General features: G+C 76.2%; 10 protein-coding genes. 6 read left to right on the forward strand and 4 right to left on the reverse strand.

From position 1 onward, the window contains the following. Positions 1–50 precede the first annotated feature (50 nt). The gene (locus tag Ae505Ps2_RS15010; protein ID WP_075307399.1) at positions 51–1,088 is read left to right on the forward strand and encodes an LLM class flavin-dependent oxidoreductase; all 1,038 of its coding nucleotides are present in this window, start codon (positions 51–53) and stop codon (positions 1,086–1,088) included. Between the two features lie 12 nt (positions 1,089–1,100). On the opposite strand, the gene Ae505Ps2_RS15015 is transcribed toward Ae505Ps2_RS15010, so the two are convergent. Next, positions 1,101–3,401 carry a molybdopterin-dependent oxidoreductase gene (locus Ae505Ps2_RS15015; RefSeq protein WP_233147605.1) on the reverse strand — a complete coding sequence of 767 codons (2,301 nt, stop codon included), beginning with the start codon at positions 3,399–3,401 and terminating at the stop codon, positions 1,101–1,103. Positions 3,402–3,628: 227 nt separating this feature from the next. Continuing rightward, positions 3,629–4,219: a TetR/AcrR family transcriptional regulator gene (locus Ae505Ps2_RS15020; protein ID WP_020623336.1), complete on the reverse strand. Its 591-nt coding sequence runs from the start codon at positions 4,217–4,219 to the stop codon at positions 3,629–3,631. A 71-nt stretch (positions 4,220–4,290) separates the two neighbouring features. Here Ae505Ps2_RS15020 and Ae505Ps2_RS15025 point away from each other — a divergent pair, with 71 nt between their 5' ends. Together Ae505Ps2_RS15025 and Ae505Ps2_RS15030 are read left to right on the forward strand one after the other, a co-directional pair. After that, the gene (locus Ae505Ps2_RS15025; RefSeq protein WP_020623337.1) at positions 4,291–4,659 is read left to right on the forward strand and encodes a DUF1330 domain-containing protein; all 369 of its coding nucleotides are present in this window, start codon (positions 4,291–4,293) and stop codon (positions 4,657–4,659) included. After that, positions 4,659–5,411, forward strand: coding sequence for an alpha/beta fold hydrolase (locus Ae505Ps2_RS15030; protein WP_075307395.1), 753 nt, complete (start codon positions 4,659–4,661; stop codon positions 5,409–5,411). The genes Ae505Ps2_RS15025 and Ae505Ps2_RS15030 overlap by 1 nt, the downstream gene beginning before the upstream one ends. Before the next feature lie 79 nt (positions 5,412–5,490). On the opposite strand, the gene Ae505Ps2_RS15035 is transcribed toward Ae505Ps2_RS15030, so the two are convergent. Together Ae505Ps2_RS15035 and Ae505Ps2_RS15040 are read right to left on the reverse strand one after the other, a co-directional pair. After that, positions 5,491–7,830, reverse strand: coding sequence for an arylsulfatase (locus Ae505Ps2_RS15035; RefSeq protein WP_075553718.1), 2,340 nt, complete (start codon positions 7,828–7,830; stop codon positions 5,491–5,493). A 98-nt stretch (positions 7,831–7,928) separates the two neighbouring features. Beyond that, entirely contained in the window at positions 7,929–8,858 is a 930-nt protein-coding gene (locus Ae505Ps2_RS15040) for a TauD/TfdA family dioxygenase (RefSeq protein ID WP_020623340.1), read from the reverse strand. Positions 8,859–9,154: 296 nt separating this feature from the next. On the opposite strand from Ae505Ps2_RS15040, the gene Ae505Ps2_RS32035 reads away from it, so the two are divergent. From Ae505Ps2_RS32035 to Ae505Ps2_RS15050, 3 genes are all read left to right on the forward strand, one after another. Continuing rightward, positions 9,155–9,292, forward strand: a complete 138-nt coding sequence (locus Ae505Ps2_RS32035) for a putative leader peptide (RefSeq protein ID WP_158071509.1) — start codon at positions 9,155–9,157, stop codon at positions 9,290–9,292. Between the two features lie 267 nt (positions 9,293–9,559). Further along, positions 9,560–10,963: an ROK family protein gene (locus Ae505Ps2_RS15045; protein WP_075553719.1), complete on the forward strand. Its 1,404-nt coding sequence runs from the start codon at positions 9,560–9,562 to the stop codon at positions 10,961–10,963. Further along, positions 10,960–12,582: an ABC transporter substrate-binding protein gene (locus tag Ae505Ps2_RS15050; protein ID WP_075553720.1), complete on the forward strand. Its 1,623-nt coding sequence runs from the start codon at positions 10,960–10,962 to the stop codon at positions 12,580–12,582. Before Ae505Ps2_RS15045 ends, Ae505Ps2_RS15050 begins: the two co-directional genes overlap by 4 nt.

Here is a 12,582-nt window from a genome sequence, read left to right on the forward strand (position 1 = left end):
CGACCGCGTCGGGCCCACGGACGGCCGCTCCGGCGGGCGGGCCTCGCCCGGTGACCGGGCTCGGCTTCAACACCCGGGTGTCCTGGTCCGACGACCACGGCCCCGCCGCCGGGCTCGCCGAGGGGATCGCGCTCTACCGGGCCGCCGAGGACCTCGGCTACGACGCCGGGTGGGCCTACCAGCGTCACTTCGACCACTACCTGTCCTCGCCGCTGCCGTTCTTCGCCGCCGTCGGGCAGCACACGTCGCGGATCCGGCTCGGTTCCGCGGTGCTCCCGATGCGCTACCAGGACCCGGTGCTGCTCGCCGAGGCCGCCGGGACCACCGACCTGCTCGTCGGCGGCCGGCTGGAGCTGGCGCTCGCGACCGGCTCCCAGGCGTCGTGGGACGCGGTGTTCGGCGGTGTCGACACCGACCCGCGGACCGAGGCGCTGCGCCGGCTCGACCGGTTCCTCGCCGGGGTGTCCGGCGAGCCGTTGCACGTCGTCGACGGGCCGGGCCAGGGCGCCCCGGTCGGCACCCCGATCCGGGTCACCCCGCACAGCCCCGGGCTGCGCGGCCGGCTGCGGATCGGCGCGGCGAGCACCGACTCCGCGCGCCGCGCGGCCCGCCTCGGGCTCGGCCTGATCACCGGCACCGTGCTGCACGGCCTCGCCGAGGGGGAGACGTTCGCGCAGTACCAGGCCCGGGTGATCGCGGCCTACCGCGACACCTGGTACGAGGTGCACGGCTCCACCCCGCCGCCGGTCGCCGTCGCCGCGTCGATCCTGCCCGGGACCACCGCGGCGCTGCGCGAGACCTACGCCGCCTACGACCACCAGCGCCGCACCGAGGGGATGGCCGCGTCCCGGCCGCGCGGCGCACTCGAACCGGTGGTCGGCGCGCAGCTCCCGGCCGGGCAGCGGATCAGCCCGGTGCACCACGGCACCCCCGACGAGGTCGCCGCCTCGGTGCTCGCCGACCCCGGGATCGCCGCCGCCGACGAGGTCGTGCTGTTCCTGCCACCGGGCTTCGGGCCCGGGGCGAACGTCCGGCTGCTCACCGACCTCGCCGCCGTCGCCCCGGCCTGGGGCTGGTCCCCGGCCTGACCCGCGCCCGGGTCACACCGGCGGCCGGTGCGCCCCCACCGGGCGCACCGGCTCGTCGTGGCGGGTCAGCTCGACGGCCGCGTGCTGGCCGGTGCAGCCCTGCGCCAGCGGCGAGGTGCCCACGTCGCGGGTGAGCACGTTCGGGTTGCCGTGCACGCAGAACGGCCGCTCCGCCGCCGGGTCCAGTGGGTCGAACCAGGCCCCGGTCGGCAGCTGCACCACCCCGGCCCGCACCTCGTCGGTGACCCGGGCCGCGGCCAGACAGGCCCCGCGGTCGTTGTGCAGCCGGACCAGGTCGCCGTCGGCGATGCCGCGGGTCGCGGCGTCGTCCGGGTGGACGGCGACGACCTCGCGGCCGTCGATCTTGTGCGCGGCGCTGTGCGCACCGAAGTCCAGCTGCGAGTGCAGCCGGGTCGCCGGTTGGTTCGCGACCAGCCACAACGGGTGCCGCGCGGTCGGCGCGTCGGTCGGTGCCCGCCACACCGGGTACCCGGGGGCGTCGGCGTAGCCGAATGCGGCGACGGTCGCCGAGTACAGCTCGATGCGGCCCGACGGCGTCGGCAGCGGGTGCGCTGCGGGGTCGGCGCGGAACGCGGCGAGCACGTCCCCGTCGTCGGGACGGGTGGGGAGCGCGAGCTCGCCCTCGACGCGGAACCGGCCGTAGGACGGAGCGGGCAGACCGCGGGCGGCCAGGTCGGCGCGGGTCACCTCGTAGAGGTGGGCGAGCCAGCCGTCGGTGTCCCGGCCGCCGGTGAACGCCGCGCCCGCGCCGAGCCTCTCGGCGAGCGCGGCGAGGACGGCATGGTCGTCGCGGGCCTCGCCGGGCGGGTCGGTGAGCCGGTGCATCGCGGTCATCACCGGGTCGTGGCGGCTCGCGCCGATGTCGTCACGCTCGATCGTCCAGGTCGTCGGGAGCACGACGTCGGCGTGCCGGGCGGTCGCGGTCCAGGCCGGCTCGTGCACCACGAAGGTGTCGAGCCGGGCGACGGCCCGGCGCAGCCGCCCGAGGTCCTGGTGGTGGTGGAACGGGTTGCCGCCCGCCCAGTAGGCGAGTCGCACGTGCGGGTAGCGGCCGCGGCGGCCGTCGTGGTCGTAGGGCTCGCCGGGGTGCAGCAGCATGTCCGCGACCCGGGCCACCGGGATCGCCTCGTCGACGCCACCCGTGCCCTGGGGGAGCGCCCCGATCGCGACGTCGACCCGGGGCCTGCCGTAGTGCCCGATCGAGCCCAGCCCGTAGCAGAACCCGCCGCCGGGCAGCCCGATCTGGCCGAGTGCGGCGGCCAGGGCGATCCCCGCCCAGACCGGTTGCTCGCCGAACTCGGCGCGCTGCAGCGACTGCGCGACGGTGACCAGGGTCCGCCCGGCCGCCGCGCACCGCGCGAGCCCGCGGATCGCCTCGGCCGCCACCCCGGTGATCCCCGCCGCCCAGACGGCGTCCTTGACGACGCCGTCGTCGCTGCCGCGCAGGTACCCGGCGACCCGGTCCCAGCCGACGCAGTACCGGTCCAGGAACGCCCGGTCGTGCCGGTCCTCCTCGAGCAGGGTGTGCAGCAGCCCGAGCATCAGCGCGGTGTCGGTGCCCGGCGGCAGCGACAGCCACCGCGGGCGCGCCTGCGCCGGCAGGTCCGAGCGCAGCGGCCCGATGTTCACCAGGTGCGCGCCGCGCGCGGCTGCCGCGGCCAGCGCCGAGCGCTCCACGTGGGCGCTGATCCCGCCCGCCCCGACCGTGGAGTTCTTCAGGTTCATCCCGCCGAAGGCGAGCACCGTGTCGGTGTGCGCGGCCACCTGGTCCCAGGTCACCGGCCCCTTGGAGACGACGTCGGTGGGGCCCAGCACGTGGCGCAGCACCGTCTCCGCGGCGGCCGCGCTGTAGGTGCCGACCGAGCGCACGTACCCGCCGAGCACGGTGTTCAGGAAGCGGTGGACCTGGCTCTGCGCGTGGTGGAACCGGCCCGCGCTGGCCCAGCCGTAGCTGCCGCCGTAGACGGCCTGCGGGCCGTGGGTGTCGCGGACCCTGGCGAGCTCGGTGGCGAGCCGGTCGAGCACCTCGTCCCAGCCGACCTCGACCCAGCGGTCGGCGCCGCGTCGCGCGTCCGGGCCGGGGCCGTCGGTCCACCACCCGAGCCGCACCGCGGGGCGCCGCACCCGTGCCGGGTGGTCGACGGCGGAGGCGACGTTGCCGAGCAGCGGCGACGGGTCGGGGTCGCCGGGCCGGGGGAACACGGCGAGCCCGGAGGGGGAGGTGACGGCCCGGAACGAACCCCAGTGCGAGCTGTGGTGGCGGGCGGACGGCGGGGGAGCGGGGACGGCCACCGTCCGAGTCAAGGCGGCCGGGACCGGCGGTGTCCAACGACGATCCGCCATCGCCGTCGATCGTCCTGCGCGATCGGTCCGGCCGGCGGTGCCGGGTCGCACCCCTGTGGGGCACCCGACGACGCGGTGCCGGGAGCGGAATCCGGCGCCCTCTCCCAGGACCGGACGGGCGCCCTATGGCGCCGCCCCGGTGTCGGCGCCCCCGTGGCTGCGGGACCTGGAGCGGGCTACCGGGCCAGGGCACGGCGCCACTGGGCGGTGACGCTCCGGCGCAGCGCCTCGGTGTCGACGCTGTCCGGGGCGAGCAGCCGCTGCAACGCGATCCCGCGCAGCTGCCCGACGACGGCGGTCGCGACCTCGTCCGCGCCGGCGTCCGCCGTGATGCTGCCGTCCGCGATGCCGGCCTCGACGTCGTCGCGCAGGTCGGCGCGGAAGGCCGCGTCCCGTTCGCGGAAGATCGGGGCGAGCTCGGGCTGGGTGGCGGCCTCGGCCCACAGCAGCAGGAAGGCCTGGTGGAACGCACCGATCCGGCCGAGCTCCCCGAGGTAGCCGTCGATCAGCCGCAGCAGGCGGTCGAGGCCGGGCGGGAGGTCGTCGAGTCCCGGGACGAACCCGGCCTGGGTGGCGCGCGCCAGCCGCTCCACCAACGCCTGCTTCCCGCCGAAGTGGTGGGTGACGATGCCGCGGCTGTACCCGGCCCGTTCCCCGACACGGGCGAGCGTCAGCGACCGCACGCCCTGCTCGACGACGAGCTCGGCGGCGGCGGTGAGCAACGCGGCTTCGGCCTGGTCGCGGCGTTCCTGCTGGGTACGGCGCATGGCCGGACACTAGCAAACAAATTTGCGTGTCATCCAACAAGTATGTGTAGGGTGGGTGTCAGGAGGTTCCGATGATCGAGATCGAAGACCACGCCCTGGACGCCCTGCTGGCCGACGACCCCGGTGGCCCGGTCGTGATGCTGAACCTGTTGCGGTTCCGCCCGGACGGCGGCCGGGAGAGCTACCAGCGCTACGCCGACGCTCTCCGGGCCGAGCTCAACCCCCGCTACGGCCTGCAGGTGGTGTACCTCGGTGTCGGTGAGCCGGCGCTGGTCGCCGAGAGCGGGCAGGCGTGGGACATGGTGGTGCTGGTCCGCTACCCGGACCGGGAGGCCTTCGCGGCCATGGTGCGCGATCCCGAGTACCAGGCGATCACCCACCTGCGCACCGAGGCGCTGGTGGAGTCGGTCCTGCAGCCGACGACGCCGGTGACGGGCTGATGCCCGCGGTGTTCGTCCACGGCAACCCCGAGACGGCGGCGGTCTGGGACCTGCTGCTGGCGGAGCTCGCGCCCACGCGGACCGACGTGGTGTGCCTGTCGCCGCCCGGTTTCGGTGCGCCCCTGCCCGCCGGGTTCGAGGCCACCCCGGCCGGCTACCGCGACTGGCTGGCCGGCGAGCTGGCGGCCTTCGGCGAGCCGGTGGACCTGGTGGGTCACGACTTCGGCGGCATCCACGTCCTCAACGTCGTGCTGAGCCACCCGCACCTGGTCCGCAGCTGGGTCAGCGACGCCCTCGGAGTGTTCGACCCGGACCACGAGTGGCACGAGCTCGCCCGCCGCTGGCAGACCCCGGGCGTCGGCGAGGCCGACGTCGCGGCGCGCTTCGGTGCCGCGCCCGCCGAGCGCGCCGCGGTGCTGGTGGAACGCGGGATGGGTCGGGCGGTCGCGGCGCGCGTCGCGGCCGGGCAGGGCGAGGAGATGGGCCGCGCGGTGCTCTCCCTGTACCGGTCCGCCGCCGCGGCCGGTGCGCCCGGCCTCGGCCTGCCGCTGGAACGCGCGGCGGCCCGGCCGGGTCTCGCCGTCCTGGCGACCGCCGACCACGTCGTCGGCACCGAGGAGCAACGCCGCCGGGCGGCCACCCGCGCCGGGGCCCGGGTCGCGGTCCTCGACGGTCTCGGCCACTGGTGGATGACCCGTGAGCCGGCCCGTGGGGCCGCGGCGCTGACCGGGTTCTGGGCGTGCCTGCGCTGAGGCACGGCGGGCGGTGGGGGTCGGCCCGGGGGCGGACGGGGGAAGCGCGACGGCGCCGCCCGGCCGCCCGTTCGACGGGTCAGTCCGCCCGGGACGCGGCCTCGGCGGTGACCGTGCGGGCGACCTCGTCCGGCACGACGCGGGCGCCCGGCCGGTAGGTCACCGCGCGCAGGTCGCCGGTGAACCGGAAGATCCCGCGCCGCCGCCGCAGCGCCCAGGACACCGGCCCGCGGGCGTCGCGGCCGACCGAGATGCCGGTCCAGGGTGCCATCCCGGTCAGCGCCCACCGGTCGGGCAGCGCGGTGACCGGGACCCCGTCGGCGGAGACGGCGAGGTGCCAGCGCAGGTCCGGGGTCGCCGTCACGGACAGGACGACCCTGCGGGCTCCGGCCGGGGCCGGGCCGTCCGCGGTGGACCCCCGGCCGCCCGCGTTGTGCAGCACGACCAGCCGCCCGTCCTCGACGGCGAGCAGGTAGCCGCCGAACGCGTCGCCGTGCGCGACGAGCACGCCCTCGTCGCCCGGGGCGAGCCCGCCGAGGGTGACCTCGACGTCGAACGACCGGAACGCGACCAGCTGCGCGGACCGGTAGCGCTCCAGCACCGGAGTGCCGGGCAGGATCCGCACCGGCTCGGCCAGGCGGGCCTCGCCCGGCCGTCGCACCGCCAGGTCACCGCGGTCGAGCAGCGGGAACACGGTGTTCTCCCAGGCGGTGCGCTCCCAGGCCGCGGCGAGCTCGGCGGCCCGCTGCGGATGGGCGGCGGCGAGGTCGACCAGCTCGGCGGGGTCGGTGCGCACGTCGTAGAGCGCCCAAACCGGGTCGTCGATGTCGCGGTGGCCCGGCTCGTGGCGGGCGAGCAGCTTCCAGCCGTCGCGGTAGAGGCCGCGGTGCCCGCCCATCTCGGAGTACTGCTCGATGTGCGGGCTCGCGGTCACCTCGCCGCGCAGGAACCCGCCCAGGTCGACGCCGTCGGGCTCGGCGGTCGGCGTGCCCGCGCGCTCGGCGAGCCGGGGCACCCCGGTCAGCGCGAGCAGCGTCGGGACCAGGTCGGTGACGTAGGTGTAGTCGCGCAGCACCCGTCCGGCGGGCAGGCCCCGCGGCCAGGACACCAGCAGCGGCACCCGCACCCCGCCGGCGTAGGTCTGCCCCTTGTAGAACCGGAACGGGGTGTTCGACACCTGTCCCCAGCCGCGCGGGTAGTGCACGCCGAGCTCCTCGGACCCGATGAGCGACTCGTCGTGGTCGACGTCGCGCTCCCAGTCCGCGGGGACGGGATGGTGCACGAAGCGGGTGAAGTAGCTGCGGGTGCCCTCCGGGCCGCCCTCGGCGGTGCCACCGTTGTCGGAGGTGAACACGATGATCGTGTCGTCGAGCTCGCCCAGCTCCTCGAGCAGGGCGGTGACCCGGCCGAGCGAGGCGTCCACGGTGGACACCATCGCCGCGTAGACCTCCATGTAGCGGGCGTAGCGGCGGCGTTCGTCGGGCGACAGCGACTCCCACGGCGGCACGTCGTAGCCGGGTTCGGGGTTGCGCGGGGCCTGCCGGGTGCCGGGCGGGAACAGGCCGCGGTCGAGCTGGCGGGCGAAGCGGGCCTCGCGGACGGCGTCCCACCCGGCGGCGTAGCGGCCCTCCTGGTCGGCGAGGTCGGCGGCGGGCACCTGCAGCGGTCCGTGCATCGCGACGTGCGCGAGGTACAGCAGGAACGGCCGGGTGGCGTCGTGCGCGCGCAGCTCGGAGACCATCGCGCACGCGCGGTCGGTGAGGTCGTCGGTGACGTAGTAGCCCGGCGGGTACTCGTCGACGTCGAGGGCGTGCTCGTCGACGGTGATCTGGTTGGGGTGGAAGAAGGAGTTCAGGCCCTCCAGCGAGCCGTGGTAGCGGTCGAACCCGCGCCGGGTCGGCCAGGAGTCCCGCGGCCGGCCGGGTGCCAGGTTCGCGTCGCGGACCAGGTGCCACTTGCCGACGGCGAACGTGGCGTACCCGCCGGCGCGCAGGTGCTCGGCGAGGGTCGCGGCGTCGTCGCCCAGCTCCAGGCGCATGCCGGGGAAGCCGGGGTCGGCGTTGGCGACCCAGCCGTACCCGGCCCGGTGCGGGTTGAGCCCGGTCAGCAGCGCGGCCCTGGCCGGGGAGCACAGCGGTGCGGTGTGGTGCTCGGCCAGGGTGAGCCCGGCCTCGGCCAGCCGGTCGAGGTGCGGGGTGGGGATCTCCGAGCCGTACGGGCCGATGTCGCTGTAGCCCAGGTCGTCGACGACGACCACGACGACGTTCGGTCGCCGGACCCGCTCGGGCTCGGGCGGCCACCAGCGCGTCGAGGTCGCGGCGGTCCGGCCGATGGTGCCGCCGAACCCGTCGTAGCCCCGTGCGCCGGGCGGGACGGACGGGACCGGCGAGGCCGCGGTGGGCGGGGGATCGGTGGGCACGACGGGACCTCCGGGCGGGGACGGGCGGGAAGCGGACGGGCGCGTGACGCGGGCCGGCCCGGCGTCCGCGGGGGCGGGCGCCGGGCCGGCGGCCGGGCCTAGTTCGTGTAGTGCGAGGAGTCGCCGGTGCGCACGACGCTGCGCGCTCCGCTGGGCGAGACCGGGATGTCGCCGGCCAGGGTGATCCGGCGCAGGGCGCGGTGGTGGTCGTCGTAGTCGGCGACGGCGTAGTGCTGGGTCGCCCGGTTGTCGAACAGCACGAAGTCGCCGTCGGACCAGTTCCAGCGCACGGTGTTCTCCAGCCGGACGATCCGGTCCTGGAGCAGGTGGTAGACGGTCTGGGACTCCTTGGAGTTCAGCCCGACGAACTCCCGGACGAAGTGGCCGAGCACGAGCACCCGCTCGCCGGTCTCCGGGTGGACGCGCACCACCGGGTGCTCGGTCTCGTAGGTGGTGGAACGGAACTCGGCGCGGTAGGCGGCGATCCGGTCGTCGTCGGGCGCCGTGGTGGTCTCGGCGTCGCGGGCGTAGTCGAAGGCGTTGGTGTGCACCGCCCAGAGCTCGTCGACGAGGTTCTTCAGCGGCAGCGGGAGCGAGGCGTAGGCGGCGCCGGTGTTGGCGAACACGGTGGTGCCGCCGTAGGGCGGCAGGTCCAGCGTGCGCAGCGAGCTGATCGCGGGGATGCGGTCGACGAAGGTGACGTCGGTGTGCCAGCTGTTGGCCTTGCCGCGGTCGGAGTCCACCGGGAGCACGTGGGTCTTCTCGCCGCGCACGGTCGGGTGCGCGGTGGTCGGGCTGCCGAACAGCGAGACGAACGCGAGGTGCGACTCGTCGTCGAGGTGGCCCTGTCCGCCGAAGAACAGCGCCTTGTGCTCGAGCAGCGCCGCGCGCAGCGTGGCGACGGTGGCGGCGTCGAGGTCGCCGCCCAGGCGGACGCCCTCGACGCGGGCGCCGATGCGTCCGCCGACCTTGCGCACGACGGGCTGCGCGGCTGCGGTGGGGGTCGGGTTCTCGGCCTGCAGGGTCATCGGATCTCCAGACGTGGGGTGCGGGTGGCCCGGGGGCGCCGGTCGCGGCGGCAGGGGCGGGAGGACGCCGGCGGGCGGGCCGCCCACCGTCCACTCCGGACGGAGTGGGGGAGCGGGGCACCACGGTCCCGGCACGTCGTCGACGGTAGGGAGGCGCCCGCGGCGGCGGCAACGGTTGCGCTCATGCCGATCCCAACCCCTGCGCCGGGACCGCGCGGGCCGCGGTTGTCAATGTGATCCGCTGCCGTGATTCCAGGCATCGACCCGGTCTCCCGGCCGCTGCTAGCGTCACCGGTGTGAGTGACGACCGCGACCGACCCGGTCCGCGGCCCGGCGTGCGCCGCGGCCTGGTCCCCGGCGTCCTGCCCTTCCTGGTCCTGCGCCGGCACGTCGATCTGTGCCGCACGGCGACCGCACTCTGTCGACCGGTCTGACCAACCCGACGCCCTGACGCGTCCCGCGACCCCGGAGCGGGCGCGGCGCCACCGCACCCGCGGTCCCGCCGCACTGTCCCGCCCGGACCGCGCGCCCCCTCGATCGGCCCCGCCGGGTCCACGTCCCACCGGCGCCGCCGTGCCCCGACCGTCCGCCGCCGCGGCCCGGACGGGGCCCGCCGACACCCAGGACCACCCGGCCACCGCGCGCCGCGGACCCCACCGAGGGGCCGCGCGACGTCGTGGCCCGCGCCCCGAGGACCGCCGATGCCCGGCCCCACCACGCCCGGACCCCCTGCCGACCTCCCCTCCGCCCCCGCCGACCCGACCGCACGCCCGTCGGCCCGGCCCCGTCCGCACCACGTCCGCCACGTCGGCGGCCACCGTCCCGCCCACCGCGCCGTCGTGCGCGCCGCGGCCCCCGAGCCGGTCACCGGGGCGGGCGTGCCGGCCGCGGCGGCGGTGCTCGGCGCCGTCCGGCGAGCCGGGGTGGTGTTCCGCGACGAGCTCGTCACGGCCACCGGGCTGTCGCACGCGACGGTGAACCGCCAGGTCGTCGCGCTCGTCGCCGCCGGAGTGGTCCGCGAGCGGCCCGACCTCGTGCCCACGGGCACGGTCGGCAGGCCCCGCATCCCGCTGGAGATCGACACCGACCGGTTCGGCGTGCTCGGCCTGCACGTCGGTCTGCACCGCACCACGCTCGCCGTCGGTGACCTGCGGGGCACCGTGGTGTCGGCGACCGACGTGCCCACCCCGCGCGACGCCGAGCCCGGCACCGCGCTGGCCGGGCTCGCCGCCCGGCTGCGACGGTTCGCCTCCCGCGGCCCGGGGCGGACCGTGCTGCAGGTCGGCCTCGTGGTCGGCGGCCAGGTGTCGGGTGAGCGCGACCGGTTCGGTCACCCCCGGCTCGGCTGGGACCCCGCCCCGCTCGCCGACATCGTCGACCGGGTCGGGCTGCCGGGGGTCGTCGTCGTCCCGCAGATCGAGGCGATGGCCGGCGCCGAGTCGCTGCTGTCCCCGCACGTCGACGAGGGGACCACCCTGCACGTCTACGCCCGCGAGGCCGTCGGTGCCGTGCTCACCGTCGACGGCAGGGTGCACGCCCCCGCCGGCGGACCCGGCACCGTCAGCCACCTGCCCGTCGGCGGGGACGGGGTGCTGGGGCGGGAACGCTGCCACTGCGGGCGGACCGGCTGCCTGGCGGCCGCCGCCGGCGACTCCGCCGTGGCCCGCGCCGCGCACGCGGCCGGGATCGTGGACGCACCCGTGATCGAGAAGGTGGTCGGCGCGGCCGAGGGCGGCGACCGACGGGCGCACGACCTGCTCGCCGAGCGGGCCGCCCTGCTGGGCCGCGGCGTCGCGCTGGTCCGCGACGTGCTCAACCCCGACCGCGTCGTCCTCGCCGGGCAGGCGTTCACCGCCTACCGGGCCGGGCTCGCCCACGTCTCCCGGAGCTTCGCCGAGGCGAGCGCGCTCCCGCCGATCAGCCTGCAGGCGGGCACCTTCGGGTCCGCACTGCAGGCGGTCGCCGCGTGCACCGCCGGCCTGCGCCCGATCTACGCCGACCCGCTCGGCACCACCCGCCGCGCCGCCGCGGTCGCCGCCGACGCGCGCGCGGCGCCTCGGCCGTTCCCGACCCCCACCACCCCCCGAGAGGCGAACCACCGATGACCACCCGACTCCTGTCCTCCCCGCTCGACCGGCGCAGCCTGCTGCGCCGCGCCGGACTCGGTGTCCTGGCCGCCGGCGCGGCCGGTGCGGGCCTGACCGGGTGCGCCTCCGCCGTCGACGAGCGGCGTGCCGCCGGGAACGCCGCCGCGAGCGCACCGGTGCGCGGCGGGACCCTGAAGCTGGCCGCTCGGACCGACCTGGTGCCCGGCAACTTCCTCACCAACTCCAACGACGGCGTCACGACCACCGTCGGCCTGGTCTACGACACCCTGGTCCGCCGGCCGAACACCGGGTTCGAGCCGCAGCCGCGGCTCGCGACGTCCTGGGAGATCAGCCCGGACGGCCGCACGGTGACCCTGCAGCTGCGTGACGACGTCTTCTTCCACGGCCGCGGCACCGAGCGGGGCCGGCCGTTCACCTCGGCCGACGTCGAGTTCTCGATCCGCACCTACGCCGACCCGAAGTGGACCGCGCAGCTGCGCAGCACCGCCGCCGCCGTCACCTCGTTCGACACCTCGCAGCCGCACCGGGTGGTGCTGGGGCTCGCGGAGCCCCTGTCGAACATCCTCGACCTGCTCGACACCGTCCCGATCCTGGACTCCGCGACCATCGACGCGCTCGGGCGTGGCGAGGCGTTCGTCGGGACCGGCCCGTTCCGGTTCGAGTCCTGGACCCCGAACACCTCGATCGTCTACGTGCGCAACGAGCACTTCCGCGACCCCGAGCGGCCCTATCTCGACCGGGTCGAGCTGAGCATCGGCGGCGACGCCCAGGCGCTGCTGGCCGGCCTGCGATCCAACCGGTTCGACGTCGTCGGCGGGCTCCCGTTCCGCGACATCGCGACCCTGGACGCGGCCGAGGGCTTCCACGCGATCACCATGGAGGGCGCGGAGCTGCAGACCTACGTGGGCGCGAACGTCACCGCCCCCGGGCTGTCCGACGTGCGGGTCCGCCAGGCCGTCGCCTACGCGATCGACCGGCAACGGGTCGTCGACGAGGTGCTGCGCGGCTCCGGCTACCCGATCAACCTGCCGTGGCCGAAGAGCTCCCCGGCCTACGACGAGGCCCGCAACGCCACCTACACCCGCAACCTCGACCGGGCCCGTGCGCTCGTCGCGGAGGTCGGCACCGTGCCACCGCAGCCGCTGACGTTCCCGGCCAGCCACCCCGTCCACGAACCGGTCGCGCAGATCGTGCAGGCCGACCTCGCCGAGATCGGCATCACCACCACGCTGCAGCCGGTCGATTCCGCGCAGTTCGTGAAGCAGCTGATCGGCGCGCAGTTCCCCAGGCTGTGGACGACGTTCCACTCGTGGGCCCAGCACACCCCGTCGACGCTGACCGTCAGCGCCTACCCCTTCAACGCGCAGAAGAACTCCTCGCGGTTCGTCTCGCCCGACTACCAGCGGGCCGCCGCCACCGCGTGGACGCTGCCCGCGACCGACACCGCCGGCCTCGGCCGCGCCTACACGGCGCTGTCCGACGAGCTGCTCGAGCACCTGTTCCTGGTCGAGATCGGCGTGGTGCTCAACCAGCTCGCCGCCTCGGACCGGGTCCAGGGGGTCGGTTGGTCCAAGCGGGCCGAGATCGACCTCACCGACGCGTACACGGCGGCCTGA

The sequence above is a fragment of the Pseudonocardia sp. Ae505_Ps2 genome, assembly GCF_001932425.1.
Classification (GTDB): Bacteria; Actinomycetota; Actinomycetes; order Mycobacteriales; family Pseudonocardiaceae; genus Pseudonocardia.